Raw genomic sequence first — 26,731 nt, 5'->3', positions numbered from 1 at the left:
ACTCGTTGACGGTGGGCAGTGCCCACCCTACAAAATATTCAGTTACGTAGGATGGGTTAGCGAGGTACGAGCGTAACCCATCAAGTTTAAAGCTTATATTTTCGATGGGTTATGAGTAGGCCATTGGTTACAAAAAAACGGTTGCTTTGGGATTGGCGTTCGAAAATTTTAGTGCGTCTCCCGTCTCCCGTCTCCCGTCTCCCGTCTCCCGTCTCCCGTCTCCCGTCTCCCGTCTCCCGCTTAAGCCTGCCCATCCCAATTCAAAAAGTTTTCTAACAACTGCAAACCAGCTGTGTGGCTTTTCTCTGGGTGAAACTGAACCGCAAATACATTGTCTTGGCCGATGGCGGCAACAAAGTCTTTGCCGTAGTGGCCGCGCCCTTGTATGTGGGCTTCGTTTTCTGCGGTCACAAAATAACTGTGCACAAAATAAAAACGGCTGTTGTCTTCGATGTTGTGCCACATTGGGTGTGCAACTTGCGAAACTTGATTCCAACCCATGTGTGGCACTTTTAATTTTTCGCCTGTTTGCGTGCCTTGGGTTTCAATTAAATCATTGCCAAAAAACTGCACCTTACCAGGGAAGTATTTTAAGCATTCAACGCCGCCGTTTTCTTCACTGTGATGCATCATGGCTTGCATGCCGACACAGATGCCTAAAAGCGGTTTGGTTTTTGCGACTTCGGCGACCACTTGGTCAACACCTAAACGCAGAATTTCGGCCATGCAATCGCGCATGGCGCCTACGCCAGGTAGTACAACATGATCGGCTTTTAAAATGGTTTCTGGATCGGATGTAACGATGACAGTTGTATCGTTGCCAGCGTGCTCCAATGCTTTGGAAGCGCTGTGGAGGTTGCCCATGCCATAATCAATGACTGCACAAATTTTACTTTTCATAGTCAAGCCTATTACGCTTGCCAATACAGTGCTAAAAACTCTTCAGAATTTTTGTTTTGTTTTGGCGTCGCTCACTATGGCTTAGTGAGCGAGAATATTAATAAACGCTTATTAATTGGGAGTGTTGGAATACAACAAAGGCGTTATGGCGTCTCCCATCTAGCGTCTCCCGTCTTTAAAGAGAACCTTTAGTCGAAGGAATCATACCTTCCATTCTTAGGTCTACTTCCATAGCCATACGCAGGGCACGACCAAATGCTTTGAAAACGGTTTCAATTTGGTGATGGGCGTTGTGGCCTTTTAGGTTGTCGATGTGCAACGTCACGCCAGCGTGATTGACAAAACCTTGGAAAAACTCATAAAACAATTCTGTGTCAAAACCACCCACGCTGCCGCGCGTAAATGGAATCTTATATTCCAAGCCTGGACGGCCAGAGAAATCGATAACGACTCGGCTAAGGGCTTCATCTAACGGCACGTAGGCGTGGCCATAGCGGCGCACTCCTTTTTTGTCACCCATAGCTTTTGCAAAGGCTTGGCCAAGCGTGATGCCGGTATCTTCGGCACTGTGGTGATCGTCAATGTGATTATCTCCTTTGCAGACGATGTCTAAATCAACAAGGCCATGACGGGCAATTTGATCAAGCATATGCTCAAGGAAAGGCATGCCAGTATCAAATTGAGCCTTGCCTGTACCATCAAGGTTAACAGAAACTTTGATTTGGGTTTCTGAGGTATTGCGTTCAACAGACGCCGTACGCTGAGCCATGGTCTAAATCCAAAGGGTAAATAAAAAACCGAGTATACCTCAAACAACGGGCAGTGGTTAGAGTATGGGTATGAATCCATGGTCGAACGGGCGTAGCGGTGATGGTTAATCATCGTTAGAATAGCGCCCCCTATTAAGGCGGGTATTGGATTTAGACGTTGCCTATTTATTTACAATGGCTTGATGAGCCAAGCGAACAAGACCGTATCGACCTAGATAAGCTTTACGCAGATGCGCCAGCACAGTGGTTGTCAGAGGCGGGGCATATTAAAGGTGCTAATTGGGCGCTTACAAAACAAAAGCAGGGTGAGTTAGTTGCCTTAGGCCGCTTTAATGATCGTATTGTTTGCGGGGCTTGCTTGGTACTGCAACCTGACGCCTCACCGTTGCCGCATCTATACGAAGTGAAGCAATTGTGTGTGCGCGCGATTACTCGTGAGCGTGGCGTAGCTAAGCAATTATTGGTGCGTTTATGCCAGTGGGCCAATGAAACACAGGCCTCGCTTTATGTAAGAGACGATACAGGTGAATTAGCTCGCTTGTATGCACTAGGATTTGTGCAATATTTACAAGGTTGGCGTTATACGCCCCTGTAGTATTGTTTGTAATGTGAAACAATTAGTTGGTTTTGATGGTCTTTATCTATCCGAGGTCAGGAATTACACTAAGGGTCATAATTAATGGAGAAAAGTATGTTTCGTTTAATCAGTGTATTGGGCCTAATGTTGGCCTTGGTGTTACCCGTGCAAGCCAGTGAGCCTCACCCGCAAGAGGTTGTGAAATCAGTTTCCGATGTGGTCTTAGCAGAAATATTGGCTAATAAAGAGCAGCTAGATAAAGGACCTGAATTTTTATTGAATTTAGTAGAGACACGCATGCTGCCTATTATCGATCAAAAGCGCATGTCGCAACTGGCGCTTGGTAAGTATTGGAAAGAAATTAACGATAAACAGCGTGCTGACTTTGCTGAAGGCTTTAAGCGCCTACTTATCAAGACCTATGCGGGTGCGTTTAAAGCGTATACCGGTCAAGATGTGACGTATGGTGAGACACGCTTTAATAAGTCAGGTGATAAAGCGATAGTGAGCTCTGATATTCACGTTGCTGGTGGTAGCCCTGTGAATTTGCAGTACCGTTTATATCAGCCAAAGCCTGGGCAATGGTTAGTATATGACGCCACAATCGCAGGTTTAGGTTTGGTTCGGACATACCGTGCGCAATTTAGTGATCAGATAGAACGCGATGGCATCGATAAAACCATTTCTGAGCTGCAATCTGTTCAGCTTTAATACCTTCCTTGTACCTTCTTTAATAACCGTAAGCTCTAACAAGCTTGCGGTTTGCGTTCAAACCCAATTCAGCCTAACCTAATTACTATTGGCGGTTATTATTCTCGCCGCCCTCTAACTGTGGAAAATGTCTTATATGGCCAAAGGTTGGCGTCATATATGGTTCGTTTTAGTCGCTACTGTATGTTTTGCTGGCGGGTCTAGTAATGCCTTCAGCGAACTTAATACGAGCCAAATAAAGTCAGCTTATTTATATCAAATCAGTAAGTTTGTTTTTTGGCCTGACGAACGTAAACAATTTGAGCACTTTAACCTGTGTTTATTGGGTTCAGATACCTATCAAGGTAACTTGCAAAAAATGGTAGGGCGAACGGTTTTTAATCGCCCTGTGCGTTTACAGCCTGTTGATAACTTATCCCAAGCAAAGCAATGTCATTTGCTTCTGCTGTCATCACCTGACTCAATTAACTCGACTGAATTACAAACTTGGTTAAAACAACACCCTGTATTAACGGTGGCAGATGGCGCTGAATCCATCGAAAAAGCCATGGTTGTGTTTGTGTTAGAGAACCAAAGGGTACGTTTACATATTAATGTGGATTTAGCTCGAACGTCTGGTTTGTCATTTGCCGCTAATTTATTAGAAGTGGCCAGTAAGATTCAAAAAGGGTCGCAATAATGTCTTGGCTGCCTCGTTTGCATCTTAAAACTAAACTGATCGCCAGTATTGTTATTACCAGTGTATTTGCAGTGGTCGCCAGTTCGGTCACCTTGGTGTATTACGATCGTGTTCAAGAAGTGAATAATGTTTCTGAAGACATGAAAATATTAGCCGGTATTGTGGCTAACCGCAGTACAGCGGCGCTTATTTTTGGTGATGCTAAACAAGCCGAAGCCAACTTAAAAGCGCTAGGGGAAAACCCTAACGTGTTGATGGCCTGTATTTATGACAGCGGCCAGCAAGTATTTGCAATACATCACTTCACGCATTTAGATCAAAAGCGATGCCCCGGTAACCCGAAAGAAACAGATTTAAGCATTAATGACACCATTGAAATTTATGAGCCCATTGAATTAGACGGGCTACCGGTTGGTACGCTCTACATGAGCTTAAGCTTAGACTGGCTTAATGAGCGTTGGCAGCAACAGTTAATGTTTATTCTGCTGGTGACGTTTGTTGTTTTAGCGTTGTCTATGTTGATCGCAAAGTACTTACAGTATCTTTTGTTAAAGCCGATTCAAAAAATCACAAAAACAGCCCGCGATATTACCGAGCAACAAGATTATAGTTTGCGGGCAGAGAAAGAAGTGAAAGATGAAATTGGCGACATGGCTGATGTGTTTAATGGCATGCTCAGCAAAATTGAAAATGAAACCGCTCGCCTGTATGCCAGTGAAGAAAAGTTTCGTCAATTAGCCACGTTATCGCCTGTTGGCATATTTCAAATTGATTTACAGCATCAAATCACATACGTGAATAGTCGCTGGTCTGAAATTACAGGTATCAATCAACCTTTAGCGAATTTAGAGCATTGGCTGGGGCGCATTCGTTCAGAAGATAGACGGCGTACATTAAAAGCGTGGAGCGCGTTAATTCAAAGTCATCAAGAATTTGTTGTTGAGGTTGGCTTTGAAAAACAAGGTGAAATCACCTGGACCATTATCGAAGCCAGTGTATTGCATGATGGTAAAGGCGAAATTTATGGTTACATGGGGGCCATTAGTGATATTACCGATTTAAAAAATGCCCAACTACAAATGGAAAATCTTGCGTTTTATGACCCGCTTACGGGTTTATCAAATCGCCGTTTGTTTCAAGATCGTTTGAACAAAGCCGTTGTTGAAAGCAAACGTCGCGGTACGTTTGTCGCGCTTTTGTTTTTAGATTTGGATCAGTTTAAGCGTATTAACGATAGTTTGGGTCATGATGCAGGTGATCAGCTATTAGTCGAAACCGCTCAGCGTTTGCGCGATAGCGTACGTGAAACCGATACTGTTAGCCGTATTGGTGGTGATGAATTTACCGTCTTGTTAAGTGATGTGGATTCGACTCACGGTGTGCGTCACATAGCCGATAAAATTTTGAAATGCTTATGTAAACCCATTACCTTAAAAAACCAAACGGTTATTAATACCGTCAGTATTGGTATCACTATGTCGCCAACGGATGCCAGTGATGCTAACAAATTAATGCGTAACGCTGATATGGCCATGTACCGTGCGAAAGCGATGGGCCGTAATAATTTTCAATTTTTCTCTGAAGATATGAACAAAGAAATGATGGGTTACTTAGAAATTGAAAAAGATCTAAGGCATTCTATCGAAAATAATGATGAGTTCATTATTTACTTTCAACCAAAAATTGATTTATTAAGTTATCGCTTTATTGGTGTCGAGGCGTTAATCCGCTGGAAGCCAAAAGGCAAAGACATGGTGCCGCCGGACCGCTTTATTCCCATTGCCGAAGAATGTGGTTTGATTATACCGATTGGTAAATTTGTTTTTCGCCAAAGCTTAATGCAAATAAAACATTTAATTGATTTAGGCATTTGGCCGGAACATGCAAAAGTCGCGGTGAACTTATCAGCGCGTCAGTTTAGTGATCCCAATTTGATTCACGACCTAAACGAAAGTATTAAGATGACTGGCTGCCCTGTGGATATTATTGAACTTGAGATTACCGAAAGTACATTGATGGACCATGTGGAAAACGCCATCTTCACCATGCGTAAAATTAAGCAAATGGGCATTTCAATTGCCATTGATGATTTTGGCACAGGCTATTCGTCTTTAAGTTATCTTAAGCGTTTTCCAATTGATGTATTAAAGGTAGACCGTTCATTTGTAATGGATATTCCAAATGATGTCAGTGATATGGAAATCACGGCCGCCGTGATTGCCATGGCCCATAAACTGAATTTGCGAGTGGTGGCAGAAGGCATTGAGACCAAAGAGCAAATTGACTTCTTGCGTGCAAACCGGTGTGAATATGGCCAAGGTTACTTGATCGCTCGCCCCATGCCAGTAGATGAATTGGAATCCTATATTCAGCGTCCAATCCAAGAAAGCTTACTGCAGTTGTAATCTCTTATGAAAGGTTAAACATGGATTGAGGGCTTGCGGTGTTCAGTGCGGTATCGTCAACACCGTTCTGCTGCTTAAGGCGCGCCAGTATTTTTTGCTCAATGGCAAACTGTGCCTCTGGCGGCAGTTGTTCAAACTCTTCTTCGGTTAGTCCCATTTCTTTTAGCATAGATAAACGCATTTTTTCGGCATCATTCTTAGACATGTATTCTTGAAACTCTATTGAAGCAGCGCTTCGCTTTGTGGTTTGAGGCGGATCGGTTTTAGTCGAGCCTTGTTGATCCGATTGAACATCAGAGCGTGCTTGTGTTGTAAGAGCCGGGCCTGTACGTGCTGTCTTTTGCTCCACTTGCAATTGCTTGCCCATCACATCAGTAAAGCTTTGGCTGGCTTTGTGCGTTTGTTTTGGGTCAGGCTGAGTGGGAAAGTTGTGTGCAGTCTGTGTAGGGTTAATATTCATGATGGCCTCCATGGTATTGTCTGTTAAAGCAGTATATATGCCATATGAAAAGCGGAAAAAGCGTGCGATTAAACCTCTAAACAGCAACATAGGTGTCCGCTTAGGCAAAGAATTGCCGGTTTTAATATGTGTTTGCAGTGATTGGTAAGACAGTGAAATACAGTGCTTTTTTCTTACATCTAGAGGGGCATTCAGGTAGGCTTGCACGCTTTATATTTTGTTAGTATTTCCATGAATTTGTCTTCTGCTTTTAGCCAAGCTGTCCTTAGCTGGTTCGATGATAATGGTCGCCACGATTTACCTTGGCAGCACAACAAAACACCGTATCGCGTTTGGGTGTCTGAGATTATGCTGCAACAAACTCAGGTTGTGACCGTGATTCCGTACTATGAACGTTTTATGGCATCGTTCCCTACCGTGCAGGATCTAGCAAGCGCCAGCTCTGATGAAGTCCTGCATCATTGGACCGGCCTTGGTTACTACGCCCGTGCTCGTAATCTGCATAAATGCGCTCAAACCGTGGTTAATGACTTTGGCGGCGAATTTCCGCAAACCGTAGAAGAGTTAGAAGCCCTTTCTGGTATTGGTCGCTCTACCGCAGGTGCCATCGCCAGCATTAGCATGGACAAACACGCCGCCATTTTAGATGGCAATGTTAAGCGTGTGCTCAGTCGCTTTCATGCCGTTGAAGGCTGGCCTGGGAATAAAAAAATAGCCGATGAAATGTGGATCATCGCCGAGCGCTATACACCCGCTAAGCGCACGGGGGATTACACTCAAGCGATGATGGATCTAGGCGCAACCTTGTGTACTCGGAGTAAGCCGCAATGCCAGATTTGCCCTTTGGTCAATCAATGCGAAGCCTATGCACAAGACCGTTGTAAAAGAGTTCCCAAACAGTAAGCCTAAGAAAGAGAAGCCAGTTAAAGCCATACGACTATTGATGTTGCAGCACGATAACGACGTGTTGTTGCAGCAACAGCCAAACAGCGGTATTTGGGGGGGGCTGTGGATCTTCCCACAGCAAAGTGTCGAGGATGAGCTGTTCGAGCATGCAATGCTTGCAGAGCAAGATATCAAAAGCGTTGAGCACTCCGACGTGTTTCGCCATACATTTAGCCACTATCACCTTGATATTCACCCGATTCGAATACAGCTAAAAGCCAAGGTAGAGCAAGTAGCTGAGTCTGCCATGCTCTGGTATAACCTTAAGCAGCCAGCCAGTGTAGGCTTGGCGGCCCCTGTGAAAAAATTATTGGAAAGTTTATGAGCCGTACTGTTATTTGCCGTCGCTATCAAAAAGAACTAGAAGGCTTGGATAAGCCTCCTTTTCCGGGTCCATTGGGTCAGGATGTGTATGACAATGTAAGCAAGCAAGCATGGCTTGATTGGATGGAACACCAAACTCGTATCATTAACGAGCAGCACCTGAATATGATGGATATGACGAGCCGGAAATACTTACAGGGCCAAATGGCGAAATTCTTCGCAGGCGAAGAGGTCGATCAGGCAGAAGGCTACAAAGAAGATGACAAAGATTAAGTGGCTGATAACTAAGCGAAATTTATTGGTTGCTAGGGTTGACACTAATCTCGATTACAGGTTTAATACGCCACCTCGACAGGCATAGCCCTTGTTGATATGCCCAGATAGCTCAGTCGGTAGAGCAGAGGATTGAAAATCCTCGTGTCGGTGGTTCGATTCCGCCTCTGGGCACCATCCAGAATTCTTAAAAAAGCCTCGATTTAATCGGGGCTTTTTTTTGCCTGTCATATTTAGAATGGCGGATCGAACACTCTTTATGTTTGGTGGTTAGATTAGGCGTCGCTACGCTTGGGCTTCGCCTGACTTTGTCACCTTATTGCTTCGCAATGATCACGCCTCTGGGCACTATCCCGTATTTTTAAATATCTCGCTTAATCAGCACGTTTTATGTTTGTAACAAAATGGTTAGAGTTATTCCTCTATCTCTTTGAGTTTTTTGATTTGACGCTGATATTTTAAATACTTTTCTTTATCGCCTCTTTTATAAGCTAACTTAGCCGCTTCCTCTAGCTTCAGGCGCACATAATATATCGCGATGGATTTATAGATGTCTAATGAGGCCATGATGAAACAAACTCAGATTGCTTATCACTAAGCATAGAAGATAAAGCATCGATACAATGAGCGGGCTTTAATGAGCGAAGGTGTCACATATGGCTGTTCTCTTTCGTTAACTTAACTGGCAAGCTGAGTTTTATCTAACCAAAATAATAAAAAGGGTATCGGTATGTCAGTAGTGTGGATAACAGGCGCGTCTTCAGGCATTGGTGAGGCGTTGGCAAAGCAATACGCCAAACAAGGGTGTCAGTTAGTTTTATCTGCCCGTCGGGAGCCCCGAACTACAACGTGTAAAACAAGTCTGTGTTGATCTTGGTGCTAACGAATCCGATGTACTGGTGTTGCCCTTAGACGTTACCGAGCACGCGGCCATGGCTGAGAAGGTATTCGCCGTGACTGCTCATTTTAAAACCATTGATGTACTCATTAACAACGCGGGTATTTCTCAGCGTTCGTTATGTTTAGACACTGATTTATCTGTGTATAAAACCTTGTTAGATGTGGATGTACTGGGACAAATTGCGCTGACGAAACAAGTGTTACCGGTCATGGTCAAACAGGGTTCGGGGCATATTGCCGTGACATCAAGCGTGGCAGGCAAGGTCGGGGTGAAGTGGCGTACGGGTTATTGTGCGGCTAAACATGCCGTTATGGGGTTCTTTGATGCCTTGCGAGCGGAGGTGACTCAGTATGGTATTCAGGTTAGTACGATTACGCCAGGCTTTATTAAAACGGATGTGTCCAAGAATGCCGTCACCGCCAATGGCGAAAATTTTGGCGTGGATGATGACGATATTAAAGGCGGAATGGATGTGGATAAGTGTGCTCGTATTATAGTGGCGCAAATGAACAAAGGGAAAAAAGAAATCGCGGTAGGCGAGGGGTTTTCTATGTTGGCGCTGACGCTTAAACGATTCTTTCCAAGTCTTGTGTTCTCAATGGTAGAGAAAAAAGCCTAGCTCAATTTTAATAGATCATTACTGGTCTAGACTGAATACAAGGATGTATTTAGTTGATGTAGAAATGAAATTTAACGCAATTATATTGTGCAGCGGCATGATTTTTACGAACAGCTTTGTTTGGGCGTCAGTTAACGAAGAGGCGCTATTTGACCTAAGTTTACAGGAATTGGGTCGTATTAAAGTCACAGGTGCCGCCGTGCGCAGTTTGAATCTAGCGTATGTCCCCTACAGCAATAACCCCTTCTCTCTAACGAACCTCAAAATCCCAGCCTCTATTGATGTTGTTGATTCTAAAACCATAGAAGCACGTGGTTTAAATAATGTGGTTGAAGTGGTTGAGAGCATGGTGGGTGTGCTTTCAGGTGAATCCCCATCAGAGCCCTATAGTTTTAGCACTCGAGGTTTTACTCGTAATTCGGTTGGTGTTTTATACGACGGTGTGTCGATGGGGGTATCCACATTAAATATGCGACCGCAATCATCATTTAATCTTGATCGCATTGAAGTTGTAAAAGGAGCCAGCGTGCTAAATGCTAACGACGGCTCGGCTGGCGGCACGGTTAATATTATTACTAAAAAGCCAGCATTTGCCGAACAAACCATTGATGTACACACACGATACGGCCGTTTTAATACGCAGTCTTATAATGTGGGTATCAATGCATCTAAGGATCAAGAGCACGCTTATCGTTTAGATGTTAATCGTAATAGCAGTGACGGATGGGTAGACGATACCGATTCGCAATCGTTGAATGTATCGGCGTCCTACGCTTACAGGCCGATAGCTAATATGGATGTTTTACTTTACAGCAGTTATACCGATGATAATTTACCCGCCTATTGGGGCACACCGCTGGTGCCTTTAAGTGATGCTAAAAACCCAAGTGGTGATGTCGTTAGCACCGATGATGACCGTGTAGTGGATCTTGCCACTCGATATAACAACTACAACGTTACGGACAGCATCATTGATTCAAATAGTTACTGGTTCAGGTTTGATGCCAATTGGGCTGTTAATCAACAAACAGATTTTAAGGCCAGTATTTATCAATTTACCGCTGAACGTCTTTGGCAAAATGCTGAAACATATACATACGATGCAAGCAGTCAGCGTGTGCAACGAGATCGCCTTTTAATTAAACACCAACGTTATGTGCGGGGTTTAAATTTGGCACTGATTCATCGTTTTGATGCCTGGCAAAAGCCGCAAAAATTAGCACTCAATGTTATTACCAGTACGAATGACTTTACTCGTAATGTTGGTATTAGTACGAACGATGAGCTTGCACGCAATGTAGGTGAAGGGGATTCAAACGTTGTTGATGATGTTGATTTATTTGAACCCAGTGCTGGCAATTTTGGCGATGTCGATCACAGACAAGATAAACAGACAGTGATTACCGATGCCTTGGTGATTCAATATTCAATTGACCTTACCTCACAGTGGACCGTTCATAGCCATGTAAGATTTGAACGCATTTATTTTGATCAGTTGTATATTGGTTTTGACGATGCTGTTAGAGCGCGCTCATCATTAGATAAACAATTTAATCAACAGCGTTACTTTTTAGGAACAACATTTAAAGTAATAGAAGGCACAATTTTTTATGTAAATGTTGCTCAGCAGCAAGACCCTATCGATGATGGGCTCACGTATTTTTATGATATTCAACATTTAGCACCGTCGAGTATTACGCAGTATGAGGTAGGGTTAAAATCCATTTATAATAAAACCACTGAGTTATCGCTGGCGGTTTACCATATTAATAAAGATCAACATTACCAAATCAATGCCAATGATGCCGTGTCTAAAAGCAGTTTGAATTCACAAGGGTTTGAGTTTGCAATGAAACATGATGTTTCCGAGCATTTAAGGTTTGGCGGAAATTATGCGTATGTAGATGCCGAATACGATGGTTACTATGATCCTGTTGTTGGGCTTAAAGTAGGGGACAAAACACCTGTAAACGTACCAAAGCATATGCTGAGTACGTGGCTGAGTGTTAACAATATTTTTGCGATGCCCATTGAATGGGGTATGGGTTATAACTATGTTTCTAGTCGATACGCGAATACGGTGAATACCATTGAGCTTAGATCGTATGAACTACTTAATGCTTTTATGGCTTATGAAGGGGAGCAGTTTAGAGCCGCGATTAGCGTGCGAAACATGACGGATGAAGTATACGCGCCCTGGAGTGATGTTTATTACCCTAATCAAGTGGCACTGGGCTCGCCTCGGATGATTGAGGCAAGCTTAAGATTACACTTTTAACTTACTCGGGCCTTGGTGCGTAAGCAAATACGTCGCTTAGCATTTGAGACTGGTGGAAGCCTTTTTCTTCTAGCCCGCTTAGTACGCTGTAAACAAAGTTCGGGCTACCACAAGCGATGGCTTTAATATTCGAAAGGTTCCCTAGTTTTGTATGCATTAATTCTTCAACCGTATGCTCGGTGAAAAACTCACACTCAGGTGATTCGGGTGTCATGGCATGATAATAAATCAAACCCTTATCAGACCATTCTTTTGCAAGAGTCGAATAAAACCCGCTGGCATCACGGTTGATCCAGTATAAATGAATGGCGCTGTGCTGATGTTTAAGCTGTTCTTCAATCATGGCTTTTGCTTGCGCGAATCCAGTGCCGGCTACAATAAATACGAGGGGGTCATGTAAGTTAAATTGATCCGCTTCGGTTTTAAGCCAAACATCGCCTTTAGGTAAACGGGCACGTACCGTGGGGTTCGTTTGCAAGTGTTTCAAAATAGTTTGGCTTGATTGATTGTCATCACTGACACCAAGATGCAATTCAACGCGACGGTCATTGGGTGCGCTTGCGATTGTAAAAGGGTATTCCCCGCCTTCAATCAGCAATTCTAAATATTGGCCTGCATGGTAGCTAACAGGTTTACCTGCTGGGGCTAACAATTCAATCTTGTAAACACTACCGCTTAAGGCTTCAACAGCCTGCACTTGAAAAGCAACATGCTGCAAAGCAATTTCTCCGGGTCCTAGCACCTTGTCTAGCTCCAAAATTAGGTCGCTGTGCGGTTTTGATACACAGCAAAGCAATGGGTTAACGTCTGGATGATCTGCAGTCTTCTTCCCCTCTGGTGTATCAACAACCCCAGCGAGTAATGTGGCTTTGCAGATTTCACAATTGCCATTGGTGCAACTCTTACGGATCTTGATACCTGCACGTGTGGCGGCATCAAGAACGCTTTCATCCTCATGGGCTTCAAATGTAAGCCCCTTGGGTTGAATGATAATTTGATGCTTCATATTAGAGTTTAGGACTCTTCATCAAAAATACTCAGTTCATCCCACATATCGTCTACTTTTTGTTTGACCGCTTCGTCCATGACAATGGGTGTGCCCCATTCGCGATCCGTTTCACCGGGCCATTTATTGGTCGCATCTAGGCCCATTTTACTGCCAAGACCAGAAACCGGAGACGCAAAATCCAAATAATCGATGGGTGTATTGTCGATTAATGTGGTGTCTCGGGTTGGATCCATTCGAGTGGTAATGGCCCAAATAACATCGTTCCAGTCCCGTGCGTTCACATCATCGTCGGTTACTATGACAAATTTGGTGTACATGAACTGACGCAAGAAAGACCACACACCTAGCATCACCCGTTTTGCATGACCCGGGTATTGCTTCTTAATGGTGACAATCGCCATGCGATAGCTGCAACCTTCAGGTGGCAAATAGAAATCAGTGATTTCAGGAAATTGCTTTTGCAAAATCGGTACAAATACTTCGTTTAGCGCAACGCCTAAAATGGCAGGCTCATCTGGTGGACGGCCAGTATAGGTGCTGTGATAAATGGGGTCTTTTCTATGGGTAATGCGTTCTACGGTGAAAACCGGGAATTGGTCCACTTCGTTGTAGTAACCGGTGTGGTCACCAAATGGGCCTTCGTCGGCCATATCATCTGGGTACAGATAACCTTCTAATATGTATTCCGCGCTAGCAGGGACCATTAAATCGTTACCAATGGATTTAACCACCTCTGTGCGAGAATCACGTAATAGCCCTGCAAAGGCGTATTCAGAAAGCGTATCGGGCACGGGTGTGACAGCGCCTAATATAGTGGCGGGATCAGCGCCCAGTGCCACAGATACAGGATACGGCTGACCTGGGTTTTGTTGTTGGAACTCACGAAAATCTAATGCCCCACCACGGTGGCTCAGCCAGCGCATAATGAGTTTATTTTTTGCGATAACCTGCTGGCGATAAATTCCCAAATTATGACGATCTTTATTTGGGCCTTTAGTGATAACCAATGGCCAAGTCACGAGCGGTGCGGCGTCTCCTGGCCAGCAGTGTTGAATCGGCAATTTGCCTAAATCAACGTCATCGCCTTCAAGTATGATTTCTTGGCAAGGTGCTTTTTTAACCACTTTAGCGCTTAGACTTAATACTTTTTTAAAGATAGGTAGCTTCGACCATGCGTCTTTTAGGCCTTTTGGAGGCTCTGGCTCTTTTAAAAAGGCCAGTAACTTGCCCACTTCACGCAATGCCTCAACACTGGATTCACCCATGCCCATGGCCACACGCTTAGGTGTGCCAAATAAGTTAGCAAGAACGGGAACATCAGAACCCACAGGGTTTTCAAATAACAGGGCAGGGCCACCGGCACGTAACGTACGGTCGCAGATTTCAGTCATTTCCAGTTTAGGGTCCACCGGCATGCTAATACGTTTTAGCTCGCCTTGTTTTTCTAGCTGATTAATGAAGTCGCGTAAGTCTTTATATTTCATATTTGATCGTGAGATGTAAGAAGGGAGACGTAAGACGCTAATTTTATGCTTCTACTTTTCTTCGATTACGCCACAAAAACCTTATAAATAAAGGGGAAAAACACTTCCCACGTTGTAATGTAAAGAAGTACAGTTTACTTTAATTTAGCTGAAAAAGAAAAAGCAGCCGAAGCTGCTTTCTCACAAAAACTAGAATTACGACGGGAGGTGTGTGGTGCGAGCAAAATGCTTTGGCGTCTCACATCTCTCGTCAGGCATCTCACTCTTAGCCTTTCATAGTAAGGAAGAATTCTTCGTTAGTTTTTGAGCCTTTTAAGCGATCGATCATAAATTCAACCGCTGATAGATCTTCCATCTCGGCGATGATCTTACGCAGAATCCACAAACGTTGCAGTTCAGCTTCAGGCATCATTTGATCTTCGCGACGCGTACCTGATTTACGGATATTCATTGCAGGGTAAATACGCTTCTCAGCGGCTTTACGATCAAGGTGCAACTCTTGGTTACCCGTACCTTTGAATTCTTCGTAGATAACTTCGTCCATTTTAGAACCTGTATCCACAAGTGCCGTTGCGATGATGGTTAATGAACCACCTTCTTCAACATTACGCGCTGCACCAAAGAAACGTTTTGGCTTTTCGAGTGCGTGAGCATCAACACCACCGGTTAATACTTTACCAGATGAAGGGATAACCGTGTTGTAAGCACGCGCTAGACGTGTGATCGAGTCTAATAAAATAACCACATCGCGTTTGTGTTCAACTAGGCGCTTAGCTTTTTCGATGACCATCTCAGCCACTTGAACGTGACGTGCTGGTGGCTCATCGAACGTAGAGGCAACTACTTCGCCGCGTACACTACGCTGCATTTCGGTTACTTCTTCAGGACGTTCATCAATCAACAGAACGATCATTTCGCATTCTGGATTGTTGTGCGTAATCGCTTGAGCAATGGTTTGCAGTAGCATGGTTTTACCGGCTTTAGGCGGTGCTACGATCAGGCCACGTTGACCTTTACCAATTGGTGCGATCAAGTCGATGATGCGGCTTGATAAGTCTTCAGTACTGCCGGTGCCTTGTTCTAACGTGAAGCGCTCATTAGGGAAAAGCGGTGTTAAATTTTCGAACAAGATTTTGCTTTTTGATTTTTCTGGTGCTTCGCCGTTAACTTCATTGACTTTAAGTAGAGCAAAGTAACGTTCACCGTCTTTAGGTGGACGGATCTTGCCAGATAAGAAGTCACCTTTACGCATGTTAAAACGACGTATTTGGCTAGGGCTTACATAGATGTCGTCTGGGCCTGCCAGGTAAGAGCTGTCAGCAGAGCGTAAAAAGCCAAAGCCATCTTGTAATATCTCGAGTACACCATCACCGTAAATGTCTTCGCCGCCTTTGGCGTGACGTTTTAGGATGGAGAAAATAAGATCTTGTTTACGTGAGCGACTCACGTTTTCCATGCTCATGCCTTCTGCAATTTCTAGCAGTTGAGCAACTGATTTTTTCTTGAGTTCTGTAAGATTCATATGGATCTGAGAGTTCTGTGTGAAGAATTAAATGAGGGAATTACTTTTTTTTGAATTAGATTTGAGCGGAACCGCCCGATACTTGCTTTGAACTAACTATAGTCCCTTTTATTTTTTGAGTCCAGAAACTAGCCAAAAAACACTCAATAAATAAAAACCCAGCACAATGCTGGGTTTTTCATGCATCGATCTAGATGGTGCTATCAATGAATGCAGTTAGCTGAGACTTAGACAACGCACCTACTTTAGTGCCTTCAATTTGACCGCCTTTGAAGATCATAAGTGTTGGGATACCACGGATACCAAACTTAGGGGGTGTTGCTTCGTTCTGGTCGATATTCAATTTAGCGACTTTCAGTTTGCCAGCGTACTCTTCAGAGATTTCTTCAAGTACAGGTGCAATCATTTTACAAGGACCACACCATTCAGCCCAGTAGTCCACAAGGACTGGTACGTCAGACTGTAAAACGTCAGCATCAAAAGAATCGTCAGTAAGGGTAATAATGTTTTCGCTCATGGACTAAATACTCGTTCAGTGTCACAGGAATGTGCAATTTTCAATTGGGCCAATCATAGCATCTCGAACCCTTGGTTCAAGTAATTACTGTTTTGCGCCATAGTTAGAATTTGACTAATAAATGCCCAAAAAAGGCATATGTGGTTTCTATATGGGTGCAATGATGATGTTTATCAACGGGTGTTGCGGGGTTTCGCTGGCATCTTAGGCGTAAGCGTGCAAAATACCCATTTGCTCCTATCAATAAGATACAGTGGTTTATGGAACACAGTGTTCAGTCCCAGCAAGTGTTAGCGGCCGTCGATCTAGGCTCTAACAGCTTTCACATGGTTATGGCGCGCTTAATTAATGGTCAGCTACAAATCATTGATCAACGTGGCGAAAAAGTACAATTAGCCGCAGGATTAGACCCTGTGCACGGCATAGCAGAAGACGCGCAAGAGCGCGCTTTAGCTTGCCTTAAACGGTTTGGGCAGCATTTAAGAGGCTTGAATCCTTATCTGGTGACGATCCTTGGCACCAATACATTACGCGCGGCCCCAAATAGCTCAGGCTTCATGCAAAAAGCGAAAAAAGTCTTGGGTTTCCCCATTGAAGTTATTTCCGGTATTGAAGAAGCCCGCTTGGTGTATTTGGGTGTGGCTCATACGCTGGCAGATGACGATGGCAAACGTTTGGTGATCGATATTGGCGGCGGCAGCACCGAATTTATTATTGGTGAACGCTTTGCGCCATTAAGAATGGAAAGTCTCAGCTTAGGTTGCGTTACTTTTACTGATCGCTTTTTTGCCCAAGGTCATTTAACCGAAGCGGCATTCTCTTATGCCATTGCGGCTGCTAAGCGCGAATTATTCCAGATCAAAGCCATGTATCGCAGAATTGGCTGGCAAAATGTTGTTGGCAGCTCAGGTACTATGAGAGCGACCAGCCGAGTGTTGGTTAATTATGGATTGGCGGAAGAAGGCATTAATTTAAAAGCACTCGTTGCTTTAAAAAAGATGCTGGTGCAACAAAAAAGCATATCGATAAATTAGAGTTACAGGGTGTTAAAGATCAGCGTTTGCAAGTTTTCCCGGCAGGCTTGGCCATATTAATTGCGATCTTTGAAGTATTAGAGATAGAACACCTAACCTACAGTGACGGCGCCCTACGAGAAGGTGCATTGTACGATTTAATAGGTCGTGTGAATCATGAGGATGTGCGTGAAAAAACCGTAGCGGCTATGCAATCTCGATTTGTGGTGGATACAGGCCAAGCACAAAGTGTAAAAAATACGGCGCTTTATTTATATGAGCAAGTCGCTGAACGCTGGAAAATTAATGAACCCGTTTGTAAAGACTGGCTGCGTTGGGCCGCTAATTTACATGAAGTCGGTTTGGCCATCGCCCACAGTGCTTATCATAAACACAGCGGGTACTTGGTACAGTATTGTGATATGCCCGGCTTTAGTAAACAAAATCAAGAAACCCTCGCCATTTTATTAAAGGGGCATCGTAAAAAGCTCCCTATTCAAGATGTAGAGCCAATGACAAAGCGAGGGGCCAAAACGCATATGCGGCTTTGTATTTTATTGCGTTTAGCGGTGTTATTGCATTTTGGTCGTGGCATCGATGAAGTGGTTGATCCGACGATTAAAGCATTCAAATTCTCGATTAAGCTAACCTTCCCTGAAGGTTATCTTGAAAAAAATCCCATGACAGTAATGGACCTTGAACGTGAGAAAGTACTACTAGAAGAAGGCATGTTTGATTTTACTTTTCAATAAGTGGCATCAATAAATAACTAATAAAAAAAGCCCTATAAAATAATTTTATAGGGCTTTTTTTATTGCTAAGTTTGTTTTATGTTTAAAGGATTGTGAGTAATTAAACCGCTAACGTATCGAGCAATAGCTGTTGTGCGTTAATTTTTTCTTCACCCTGTTTTGGCTCTAACTTAATGTAGGTGCCATCGCGCTGTAAGATCCAGCTTTGACAGTTGTCACTTAAATATAATTCGAGGTCGCTTTTCATACGCTTTGCCCACTTTTCATTATCAATGGGGAAGCACGTTTCTACGCGATTTAATAAATTACGTTCCATCCAATCGGCACTGGCACCAAATATTTTTGATGCGCCATTATTCTCAAAATAATACACACGGGTGTGTTCTAAAAAGCGGCCAATAATGCTGCGTATTCTTATGTTTTCGCTGACGCCGGGAATACCGGGTACCAATCGGCACATGCCGCGAACAATACAGTCAATCTCAACACCGGCTTGGCTGGCTTGGTAAAGCGCTTTGATGATTTTTGGTTCAGTTAACGAATTTACTTTTACAATGATGCGCGCGGGTTTGCCATGTTTCGCGTTATCGGCTTCTTTTGCAATCAGTGCAAGTAAGCTTTTATGCAGAGTGAACGGGGCATGATAGATTTTTTTAATACTCAGCGCCTTGCCCATGCCTGTTAATTGCTGGAATACCTTGTGTATGTCTTCGGTAATGTCTTTGTTACAGGTGATTAAACTGTAATCTGTGTATAAGCGTGCATTTCCCGCATGGTAGTTACCCGTTCCTAGGTGTACGTAACGGCGTAACTTTTTATTTTCGCGGCGCACAATCATTAACATTTTTGCGTGCGTTTTATACCCTACGACGCCATACACCACGACGGCACCCGCTTCTTGTAAGCGGTTGGCTAGGTGCAGGTTTTCCTCTTCGTCAAAGCGTGCGCGTAACTCGATGACCACGGTGACTTCTTTACCTTTGCGTGCGGCATCAACTAGCGCATCAACAATCTCACTGGTGGCACCTGTGCGGTATAAGGTTTGTTTGATAGCGAGCACATCAGGATCTTTTGCGGCTGTGCGCACAAGGTCCACAACCGGGGTGAAACTTTGAAACGGATGAAGAATCAGTTGGTCATTTTTGCGAATGGCTTCAAAAAAATCTTTTTTACCTTGTAAACCTTTAGGGATGCTAGGCGTGAATGACGGGTAGCGTAATTCAGGGCGATCAGCGCCAGCCGCCACGGCCATTAAACGATGCACGTTTACCAAGCCGTTGACCCGGTATAAGTCTTGTTCGGTTAAATTAAATTTATCGAGCAAAAATTGCCAAAGTGGCGGTGGGCAATTGTGCGCAACTTCTAAGCGTACGGCATCGCCAAAATCACGTTCATGTAATTCACCCTCTAAGGCGCTCGCTAAATCGGCTACGTCTTCTTTATCAAAGGTTAAATCGGCATTACGAGTTAAGCGGAACTGGTAACAACCTTTTACTTTCATGCCGGGAAATAATTCGTCAGCAAATTCGTGAATCATGCTGGATAAAAATACGTAGTTATCGCCGCCCTCGCAAATCTCATCCGGTAGGCGCAATATGCGCGGTAATGAACGGGGAGCGGGAATCAATGCTAGCCCGGTGTTACGACCAAAGGCATCTTTACCGTCAAGCTCAACAATAAAGTTTAAAGACTTATTAACCAAACGTGGAAAAGGATGCGCAGGGTCTAAACCAATGGGGCTAATAACGGGCTGAATTTCTTCATTGAAATACTTTTTCACCCAATTTTTTTGTTTGGTTGTCCAGTCGGCGCGACGAATAAAGCGAATATCTTCTTCTTCTAATTGAGGAAAGAGCTTTTCGTTTAAAATAATGTATTGACGTTCGACGGTGTGGCTGACCAGATGATAGATTTGTTCAAGTACATCCGCCGGAGGGGAGCCGTCTGGCCCTGGTATCTCTCGGCTAAAGGCAAGTTGTTTTTTTAGCTCGGCAACGCGGACTTCAAAAAATTCATCAAGGTTGCTGGAAAAAATACATAAGAACATTAAACGATTTAATAAGGGGTGGGCATCATCTAGCGCTTGCTCAAGCACGCGAATATTAAACTGCATGTGGCTTAGCTCACGGTTAAAATAAAATTCCGGTGAACTTAAATCGATGCTGTTTTCAGTATTCGCTGTGCTCATAATGATCCTTATTATAAAAAATTCGTGATGCTAACTGCCTTAGATGACTGAAAGATGACGATAACTTACTTATTCATCTCAAGAGCGGCAGCTTTAGCAAAATAGGTCAAGATGCCGTCAGCACCTGCACGTTTAATGCACATTAAGCTTTCCATCATGACTGCTTTTTCGTCTAACCAGCCGTTTTGTACCGCAGCCATGTGCATAGCGTACTCGCCGCTCACTTGGTATACAAAAGTAGGTGCTTGGAATTCATCTTTTACGCGACGCACAATATCTAAATAAGGCATGCCAGGCTTGATCATGATCATGTCAGCGCCTTCGGATAAATCCATGCTCACTTCGTGCAAGGCTTCGTTAGAATTGGCTGGGTCCATTTGGTAATTGAACTTGTTGCCTTTACCAAGGTTGCCTGCACTGCCCACTGCATCACGGAAGGGGCCATAATAAGCCGAGGCGTATTTGGCACTGTACGCTAGGATGCGTGCGTTCACGTGCTGGGTTTCTTCAAGAGCAGCGCGGATCATGCCAATGCGGCCGTCCATCATGTCGCTTGGGGCGACAATGTCGGCGCCGGCGTCTGCGTGACTAACGGCTTGCATCACTAAGGTTTCAACGGTGCGATCGTTTAATACATAGCCTGTTTCATCAATGATGCCGTCTTGGCCATGAGTGGTGAATGGGTCAAGGGCCACATCTGTGATGACGCCCATTTCAGGGTAGGCCTCTTTTATGGCTTTAACCGCCCGCTGGGCGATACCATCTGGGTTATAGGCTTCTTCGGCGAACTCACTTTTATGCTCGTTTGGTGTAACAGGGAACAGCGCTACAGCCGGTACACCCAAAGCGCTTAACAATTTGCATTCTTGTACGGCCAAATCGATGGATAAACGTTCGATACCCGGCATAGAAATAATGGGTTCGCGTTGGTTTTTACCGTCTAAGATAAACATTGGGTAGATTAGATTGTTTGGGCTTAGCTGATTTTCGCGCATTAAACGGCGACTAAAGCCATCAGCACGCATACGACGCATGCGAGTTTCAGGAAAAAAACGTTGGCCATCGGAAAATGCCATGGTGGACTCCCAGCTATTTTTAATTTGCGCACTATTGTACTGCAAGCCTTACATTTTTGCTTACCATTGAGGCGGGCAAACTAAAAACAATGATGATGCGTATGACAGTGGAATAATATTATTCATTATAGCGCTTAAAAACGATCCAATAGACCCGTATGACTCACTTATAGTGTGATAGTTAAGACTTTTCCATTGTCTTTAGGTGTTTATCTGAACTAAGCCCTGCATACTGGCTCAAAACAAAATACTGATATTTTTAAATGGACCCAATATGAAAAAGTTTCTTATTATTGCTGCTCTGGCGGCCATTATCACCGCGCTGGTGATGTTTGATGCCCAGCAATACCTCACGCCAGACTTTTATCAACAATTGTTCAGTGAGCAACCATTGCTAACAGGGGCTATTTTCTTTGTGGTCTACGTGGTTGCAACCGCGTTATCGATTCCTGGAGCCGCGGCGCTTACATTAATTGGTGGTGTGCAATTTTTGGTTTAGGCTGGGGTTTATTGCTAATCAGCTTTGCCAGCTCAATTGGTGCAACCTTCGCTTTTTTAATGACGCGCCTGTTATTAAAAGATTGGGTGCAGGCTAAATTTGGTAATTATTTAACTACCATCAATAACGGCGTTGAAAAAGACGGCGCGTTTTATTTATTCACTTTACGCTTGATTCCTGTGGTGCCATTTTTTGTGATTAACCTTGTAATGGGTTTAATGCCCATTAAAGCGCGCACATTTTATTGGGTAAGCCAGCTTGGCATGCTTGCTGGCACGGCCGTGTATGTAAATGCAGGTGCGCAACTAGGTCAGTTAGACGAGCTATCGTTTGCAGGCATCATGACACCAGGTTTATTAGGTAGCTTTGTATTGTTAGCGATTTTCCCTTGGGTCGCTCGCACATTAATTAACAACGTGAAAAAGAATCGCGCATTAAAAGCCTATAAAAAGCCCAAAGTATTTGATGACAATTTATTAGTGATTGGCGCAGGCGCAGGCGGTTTGGTGAGTAGCTATATTGCAGCGGCTACTAAAGCTAAAGTAACGTTAATCGAAAAGCATAAAATGGGCGGCGACTGTTTAAACACGGGCTGTGTACCATCAAAAGCCATTATTCATGCCGCGAGTCTGGCCCATGAAGCGCGTCATGCAAAAACGGTTGGTGTAAATGTGGGAGATATTAACGTTGATTTCTCCCAAGTTATGCAATCGGTACACGCGGGTATTAAAGAAGTTGAACCGCACGACAGCATTGAGCGTTATGAGGGCTTAGGTGTGAACTGTATAACCGGCAGCGCAACCATCGTTAACCCATGGACGGTGGAAATTGAAACCGCACAGGGCAAACAAACGCGTACTGCACGTAATATTATTATTGCCGCGGGTGGGCGCCCTAAAGTTTTCCCAATACCCGGTATTGATGATGTGGGTTATTACACATCGGATACATTGTGGGAAATCAAAGACCAACCAAAACACTTATTAGTGATTGGCGCAGGCCCAATTGGTTGCGAATTAGCACAAAGTTTTAATCGCCTTGGCAGTATCGTCACTATGGTTGACCCAGCCCCTCATATTTTAGGGCGTGAAGATGCTGATGTGGTTGAAGAAGTGACCGCGCAATTTAAAACCGAAGGCATGCACTTGATGACAAGCTGCAAGCCAAAATCATTTGCGCTCATTAACGGTGAAAAACAGGCGGTGATTGAAACCCCTAATGGTGATCAAACCATCACCTTTGATGCCATGATTATGGCCGTAGGCCGCGAAGCGAACGTGAAAGGCTATGGCTTAGATAACCTTAATATTCAGCTTGATGAGCGCGGTAATATCTTGGTGGATGAATACCTAGAAACCAGCATGCCGGGTGTGTATGCCGTAGGCGATGTGATCGGCGGCTACCAATTTACCCATGTTTCAGCCCATGAGGCATGGTATGCCAGTGTAAATGCACTATTTGGTCATTTAAAAAGATTCAAAGCAGACTATTCTGTTATCCCTTGGGCGACGTATACCGACCCACAAGTTGGACGAGTGGGTTTAAACGAGACCGATGCCAAAGCTAAAGGCATCGAGTTTGAAGTGACCAAGTTTGAAATCAAAGAGTTGGATCGGGCTATTGTAGATGGCCAAGCCCGTGGTTTTGTAAAAGTACTCACCGTGCCTGGCAAAGATAAAATACTTGGAGCCACGATTGTAGGCGCTATGGCCGGTGAATTAATGGCCGAGTTCGTATTGGCCATGCGTCATGGTTTGGGATTAAATAAAATTCTAGGCACCATTCACGCCTACCCAACCATGATGGAAGCCAACAAGTATGTTGCAGGCGAGTGGAAGCGTAACCACGCACCGCAAGGCTTATTAAAATTAGTCGAAAAATTTCATGCATGGCGACGAGGTTAGTCGCCAATAGATAAAAATAATTAAGGGTTAGAAAAATGAAGAATCAATTTACTGAAACAGAGCTCAACCTCGCCCTTAACTTCATGAATCAAATACCCTTCAATCAACACATCGGTTTAGAAGTTCATAAATTTGATGCAGATGTGGCCATTTTTAAAATCAATATGCGCAAAGAACTCGTGGGCAACTGGCTGCAAGGTATCTTGCATGGCGGCGTGATCGCCAGCGCATTAGACGTTGCAGGTGGCACTGCTGCACTTGTCGGTGCGTATAAACAGCGTTTAGATTTGCCCCAAGAAGAGCGCGCAAAAAGCCTAGCCAAACTGGGTACCATCGATATGCGTGTGGATTACCTGCGCCCAGGCAAAGGCAAAGAGTTTTTTGCCAGTGCGTCTATTTTGCGTATTGGCTCAAAAGTAGCGGTCACGCGCATGGAATTTAAGAACGAAGAAGATGAATTAATTGCCGTGGGTACTGGGACGTATATGTGTGGTTAATGGCTTTATTTTTTAAATGTAGGTCAGGCATTGCCTGACACAAAACGTTACTGGCGGGTAGTACCCGCCCTACAAGTAACGGTTGGTACTATATGTTTGGATGATTTATGAGAATAAACTGTTTATTTAAAAATATGTGGGTAACTATCTTTATATTTTTAACTCTCACGGTTGTCGCGATAGGAACAATTGATTTTAATAAAAAAATTAAAAACAAATACATGGCCTTAGCGGTAATCGAAGACGTTCAATTGAGCCTAGATACTTACGGACCGACTACAACATTATTGATTTTGAAAGTAGAAGGTAAGGATCAGCGTATTAAAGTGAGGTTGCCAGATCACGCTTTAATATTCAAAGATAAGCGAGTGATTCTAGAGTGTATTGAATTTAATTCAGAAGAGGAGTTGTGTACTTTTATATCTTATGAGCAGTAAGACGACAGTATAAATCACGTAATAATGATTTTTAGAAGGTGTTCTTACTGTTTATTTAGCGTTTTAATCAATGCCGTTAGCCACTCAATAAACAGCGTTGCTATTTTAGGCCGATTTCTACGGGACGAGACAAATCCAATAAAAAAGGCTCTGTAAAAAGAGCCTTTTATCTTAAATAGAATGCGTTTACTTCTCCCAATTTCCCCAAGGATTTGAGTCAGTAGATGCATCTGTTTTATCAGGCTTTGGCCGTGGTGTTTCGCTATGGCTACGCGGTGTATAACTTTTATTCGAGCTGGCGCGTTTGCCAAAATCGCCTTTGTTAAATTCCGCCGCTTTTTTTGCACGCTTCTCACGTAGACGCTCGGCATCTTCTAATGACAACTCTGCTGGCTCACCCACTTGATGATGCTCTGGCACAATACGGTCACGGGGGGAAATATTAAATTGGGTTGAAGATGGCTTAGGCAAATTTTTATATTCGTACATATAAAACGATTCTACTTTCTCACGCGCCCAATCGGTTTTCTTCAAAAACTTTACGCTGGATTCAATACTTGGGTTGGTTTTGAAGCAGTTGATGTTCAAGTAAGCAAATAGAATCTCGAAACTGTAGTGATCGACCATCTCAATCAACAGGTTTTTAAGGCTTATCCCATGTAGGGGATTATTCTTGAAGTTAATATCATCAGACATGGCAGAATCCAGCAAAAGCAGTAAATGGCGTGATTATACCTAAAATATAGCATCACACCTGATTTTTACGAGAATAAGGCGCATAAGAGTGATTGTGTGATATTTGTACAGGTTGGTGCATTTATATATTCGTGATGAATGAGGCTAATGACATTGTTAGGCCACTGGCTTAATCTTCACTGAATGATCAATCGATTTATTCAGTAGGGTGATACATGAGCGATAAAGTGGTTAAGTTTGAATTTGAAAAAGAAACCAAAAACAGTGTGCGTTATAAAGAAGTGCCAGAAGATGGTCAGCCCCCCATTATAGGCTCGCTGTATGTGCAAAAGTGGTATGTGGGTAATACAAAAAACTTAGAAGTGACAATCAGTAAGAAAGATTAATCTCAAGACTATTTAATTATCGTATATAAATGGGGTCTAGAGGAAGCAATCTGGATCCCAAGCCAATTGAGGCTTGCAGTTTATTGGAACGTTTAGTTGAAAAACTTGCGCTTCTAACTTGAAAAATCAATCCCATTTCTCATATACATGATTGCAAGACCCGCCAAGAAGAAGATCGACGACACAATTAGTGTGCTGTTCTTTCATTGAAGGTTCTCAGTCTGCAACTGTTACGTCACCAAAACCACTATGTGAGAGTTGCACTGTGGTTGAACATTAAACGGGAATCAGCACTTTATTAATCTGACAAGAATCATTCGGTTTTTTTGGCGCTGGCCATGAGCACATTCATCTTGCCATTCTGGCTATCCATGGAGAATGGCAGTGATATTTGAATATCAATAAGCGGCTGATGTTTTAGTGCATTCAATACTCTGTTTTCGGTTAAGCCGATGCTGGATGCTTCATTTTTGGCGAACCAATCCCATTGTATAAATAGGCCATTGGGTTTTAATAACGAGGTTAAAAGCGTTAACGTTTCTTCGTAACTTGGCAAAAAACCACAAACAGAGGACGCAACGATTAAGTCAAACTTATTATTTAACGGTGGATTATTATCTGTTAAATCTTGAGTTAAAAATTCAGAAACGCTTGATACATTAGGAAGTTTCTTGTTGTCTAATGCCTTGATCATTTCTTTGGAGCCGTCTAGGGCCACAATATGTTTTGCTTTCGGACTAAGCCGTTGGGTAAGTGCCCCTGTGCCACATCCAAAATCCAAAACCAATAAACCATCAATATCAATTAGGTTTATAAGCGTATCAAATGCGTTGTCAGCAAATTTTTGTACAGAAGAATTGAGTTCCCAACTGTCTGCGTATTCATCCCATTCGTTTTTCAATGAAAAGC

General features: G+C 43.5%; 26 protein-coding genes, 1 tRNA gene and 2 pseudogenes. 17 read left to right on the top strand and 12 right to left on the bottom strand.

The genetic code is table 11. From position 1 onward, the window contains the following. Positions 1-240: 240 nt before the first annotated feature. Both hisH and hisB read right to left on the bottom strand, forming a co-directional pair. Entirely contained in the window at positions 241-900 is a 660-nt protein-coding gene (gene hisH / locus ACU6U9_RS05665; RefSeq protein WP_446734086.1) for an imidazole glycerol phosphate synthase subunit HisH, read from the bottom strand. Between the two features lie 175 nt (positions 901-1,075). After that, the gene (hisB, locus tag ACU6U9_RS05660; RefSeq protein WP_446734085.1) at positions 1,076-1,669 is read right to left on the bottom strand and encodes an imidazoleglycerol-phosphate dehydratase HisB; all 594 of its coding nucleotides are present in this window, start codon (positions 1,667-1,669) and stop codon (positions 1,076-1,078) included. A 158-nt stretch (positions 1,670-1,827) separates the two neighbouring features. On the opposite strand from hisB, the gene ACU6U9_RS05655 reads away from it, so the two are divergent. The 4 genes from ACU6U9_RS05655 to ACU6U9_RS05640 all read left to right on the top strand — a co-directional run bounded on the left by ACU6U9_RS05655 (position 1,828) and on the right by ACU6U9_RS05640 (position 6,042). Next, on the top strand, positions 1,828-2,265 hold the full coding sequence (locus tag ACU6U9_RS05655; protein ID WP_446734084.1) for an acetyl-CoA sensor PanZ family protein: 438 nt from the start codon (positions 1,828-1,830) through the stop codon (positions 2,263-2,265). A 96-nt stretch (positions 2,266-2,361) separates the two neighbouring features. Further along, on the top strand, positions 2,362-2,958 hold the full coding sequence (locus ACU6U9_RS05650; RefSeq protein WP_446734083.1) for an MlaC/ttg2D family ABC transporter substrate-binding protein: 597 nt from the start codon (positions 2,362-2,364) through the stop codon (positions 2,956-2,958). 136 nt (positions 2,959-3,094) lie between these two features. Next, on the top strand, positions 3,095-3,637 hold the full coding sequence (locus tag ACU6U9_RS05645; RefSeq protein ID WP_446734082.1) for a YfiR family protein: 543 nt from the start codon (positions 3,095-3,097) through the stop codon (positions 3,635-3,637). After that, positions 3,637-6,042, top strand: a complete 2,406-nt coding sequence (locus ACU6U9_RS05640) for an EAL domain-containing protein (RefSeq protein WP_446734081.1) — start codon at positions 3,637-3,639, stop codon at positions 6,040-6,042. Before ACU6U9_RS05645 ends, ACU6U9_RS05640 begins: the two co-directional genes overlap by 1 nt. A 4-nt stretch (positions 6,043-6,046) precedes the next feature. On the opposite strand, the gene ACU6U9_RS05635 is transcribed toward ACU6U9_RS05640, so the two are convergent. After that, the gene (locus ACU6U9_RS05635; protein WP_446734080.1) at positions 6,047-6,502 is read right to left on the bottom strand and encodes a hypothetical protein; all 456 of its coding nucleotides are present in this window, start codon (positions 6,500-6,502) and stop codon (positions 6,047-6,049) included. 231 nt (positions 6,503-6,733) lie between these two features. Here ACU6U9_RS05635 and mutY point away from each other — a divergent pair. The 3 genes and pseudogenes from mutY to ACU6U9_RS05620 all read left to right on the top strand — a co-directional run bounded on the left by mutY (position 6,734) and on the right by ACU6U9_RS05620 (position 8,221). Beyond that, positions 6,734-7,772 (top strand): annotated as a pseudogene (mutY, locus tag ACU6U9_RS05630) (A/G-specific adenine glycosylase). Then, positions 7,769-8,044, top strand: a complete 276-nt coding sequence (locus tag ACU6U9_RS05625; protein ID WP_446734079.1) for an oxidative damage protection protein — start codon at positions 7,769-7,771, stop codon at positions 8,042-8,044. Before mutY ends, ACU6U9_RS05625 begins: the two are co-directional and overlap by 4 nt. Before the next feature lie 101 nt (positions 8,045-8,145). Further along, positions 8,146-8,221: transfer RNA gene (locus ACU6U9_RS05620), tRNA-Phe, on the top strand. Positions 8,222-8,458: 237 nt separating this feature from the next. Here ACU6U9_RS05620 and ACU6U9_RS05615 read toward each other — a convergent pair. Further along, complete coding sequence (locus ACU6U9_RS05615; RefSeq protein WP_446734078.1) at positions 8,459-8,611, bottom strand: hypothetical protein; 153 nt, start codon at positions 8,609-8,611, stop codon at positions 8,459-8,461. A gap of 163 nt (positions 8,612-8,774) precedes the next feature. Between ACU6U9_RS05615 and ACU6U9_RS05610 the strand changes: the two genes are divergently transcribed. The 3 genes from ACU6U9_RS05610 to ACU6U9_RS05600 all read left to right on the top strand — a co-directional run bounded on the left by ACU6U9_RS05610 (position 8,775) and on the right by ACU6U9_RS05600 (position 11,842). Continuing rightward, a complete protein-coding gene (locus ACU6U9_RS05610) occupies positions 8,775-8,915 on the top strand; it encodes an SDR family NAD(P)-dependent oxidoreductase (protein ID WP_446734077.1) in 141 nt (46 codons plus the stop codon). 28 nt (positions 8,916-8,943) lie between these two features. Beyond that, entirely contained in the window at positions 8,944-9,564 is a 621-nt protein-coding gene (locus tag ACU6U9_RS05605; protein WP_446734076.1) for an SDR family NAD(P)-dependent oxidoreductase, read from the top strand. A 64-nt stretch (positions 9,565-9,628) separates the two neighbouring features. Then, entirely contained in the window at positions 9,629-11,842 is a 2,214-nt protein-coding gene (locus tag ACU6U9_RS05600) for a TonB-dependent receptor (protein ID WP_446734075.1), read from the top strand. Between the two features lies 1 nt (position 11,843). On the opposite strand, the gene ACU6U9_RS05595 is transcribed toward ACU6U9_RS05600, so the two are convergent. The 4 genes from ACU6U9_RS05595 to trxA form a co-directional block, all read right to left on the bottom strand. Further along, on the bottom strand, positions 11,844-12,848 hold the full coding sequence (locus tag ACU6U9_RS05595) for a 2Fe-2S iron-sulfur cluster-binding protein (protein WP_446734074.1): 1,005 nt from the start codon (positions 12,846-12,848) through the stop codon (positions 11,844-11,846). Positions 12,849-12,856: 8 nt separating this feature from the next. After that, on the bottom strand, positions 12,857-14,335 hold the full coding sequence (gene ubiD / locus ACU6U9_RS05590; protein ID WP_446734073.1) for a 4-hydroxy-3-polyprenylbenzoate decarboxylase: 1,479 nt from the start codon (positions 14,333-14,335) through the stop codon (positions 12,857-12,859). Positions 14,336-14,600: 265 nt separating this feature from the next. Continuing rightward, complete coding sequence (rho, locus tag ACU6U9_RS05585) at positions 14,601-15,857, bottom strand: transcription termination factor Rho (RefSeq protein ID WP_446734072.1); 1,257 nt, start codon at positions 15,855-15,857, stop codon at positions 14,601-14,603. A 190-nt stretch (positions 15,858-16,047) separates the two neighbouring features. After that, positions 16,048-16,374, bottom strand: coding sequence for a thioredoxin TrxA (gene trxA, locus ACU6U9_RS05580; protein ID WP_446734071.1), 327 nt, complete (start codon positions 16,372-16,374; stop codon positions 16,048-16,050). Between the two features lie 260 nt (positions 16,375-16,634). Between trxA and ACU6U9_RS05575 the strand changes: the two genes are divergently transcribed. Together ACU6U9_RS05575 and ACU6U9_RS05570 are read left to right on the top strand one after the other, a co-directional pair. Beyond that, positions 16,635-17,408 (top strand): Ppx/GppA phosphatase family protein, encoded by a 774-nt coding sequence (locus ACU6U9_RS05575; RefSeq protein WP_446734070.1) that lies wholly within the window; start codon positions 16,635-16,637, stop codon positions 17,406-17,408. Between the two features lie 26 nt (positions 17,409-17,434). Next, complete coding sequence (locus ACU6U9_RS05570) at positions 17,435-18,139, top strand: Ppx/GppA phosphatase family protein (protein ID WP_446734069.1); 705 nt, start codon at positions 17,435-17,437, stop codon at positions 18,137-18,139. Between the two features lie 100 nt (positions 18,140-18,239). On the opposite strand, the gene ppk1 is transcribed toward ACU6U9_RS05570, so the two are convergent. Both ppk1 and hemB read right to left on the bottom strand, forming a co-directional pair. Further along, positions 18,240-20,327, bottom strand: a complete 2,088-nt coding sequence (gene ppk1 / locus ACU6U9_RS05565; protein WP_446734068.1) for a polyphosphate kinase 1 — start codon at positions 20,325-20,327, stop codon at positions 18,240-18,242. A gap of 65 nt (positions 20,328-20,392) precedes the next feature. Next, on the bottom strand, positions 20,393-21,403 hold the full coding sequence (hemB, locus tag ACU6U9_RS05560; protein WP_446734067.1) for a porphobilinogen synthase: 1,011 nt from the start codon (positions 21,401-21,403) through the stop codon (positions 20,393-20,395). Between the two features lie 274 nt (positions 21,404-21,677). Between hemB and ACU6U9_RS05555 the strand changes: the two genes are divergently transcribed. The 4 genes from ACU6U9_RS05555 (at position 21,678) to ACU6U9_RS05540 (ending at position 24,740) form a co-directional block, all read left to right on the top strand. Then, positions 21,678-21,902, top strand: a complete 225-nt coding sequence (locus tag ACU6U9_RS05555) for a hypothetical protein (RefSeq protein ID WP_446734066.1) — start codon at positions 21,678-21,680, stop codon at positions 21,900-21,902. An 11-nt stretch (positions 21,903-21,913) separates the two neighbouring features. Further along, a complete protein-coding gene (locus ACU6U9_RS05550; protein ID WP_446734065.1) occupies positions 21,914-23,806 on the top strand; it encodes an FAD-dependent oxidoreductase in 1,893 nt (630 codons plus the stop codon). A gap of 35 nt (positions 23,807-23,841) precedes the next feature. Continuing rightward, positions 23,842-24,303: a thioesterase family protein gene (locus ACU6U9_RS05545; protein ID WP_446734064.1), complete on the top strand. Its 462-nt coding sequence runs from the start codon at positions 23,842-23,844 to the stop codon at positions 24,301-24,303. Positions 24,304-24,410: 107 nt separating this feature from the next. Next, complete coding sequence (locus ACU6U9_RS05540) at positions 24,411-24,740, top strand: hypothetical protein (RefSeq protein ID WP_446734063.1); 330 nt, start codon at positions 24,411-24,413, stop codon at positions 24,738-24,740. A 486-nt stretch (positions 24,741-25,226) separates the two neighbouring features. Here ACU6U9_RS05540 and ACU6U9_RS05535 read toward each other — a convergent pair. Continuing rightward, positions 25,227-25,436 (bottom strand): annotated as a pseudogene (locus tag ACU6U9_RS05535) (VF530 family protein); the annotation flags it as partial. 215 nt (positions 25,437-25,651) lie between these two features. Here ACU6U9_RS05535 and ACU6U9_RS05530 point away from each other — a divergent pair. Beyond that, a complete protein-coding gene (locus tag ACU6U9_RS05530; RefSeq protein ID WP_446734062.1) occupies positions 25,652-25,822 on the top strand; it encodes a hypothetical protein in 171 nt (56 codons plus the stop codon). A 313-nt stretch (positions 25,823-26,135) separates the two neighbouring features. Here ACU6U9_RS05530 and ACU6U9_RS05525 read toward each other — a convergent pair whose 3' ends face one another. After that, complete coding sequence (locus tag ACU6U9_RS05525; protein WP_446734061.1) at positions 26,136-26,723, bottom strand: class I SAM-dependent DNA methyltransferase; 588 nt, start codon at positions 26,721-26,723, stop codon at positions 26,136-26,138. Positions 26,724-26,731 lie beyond the last annotated feature (8 nt).

It is taken from the genome of Pseudomonas sp. HK3 (assembly GCF_052920985.1).
The sequence above is the reverse complement of the archived record's forward strand: the minus strand, read 5'-3'. Positions and strand labels throughout refer to the sequence as shown.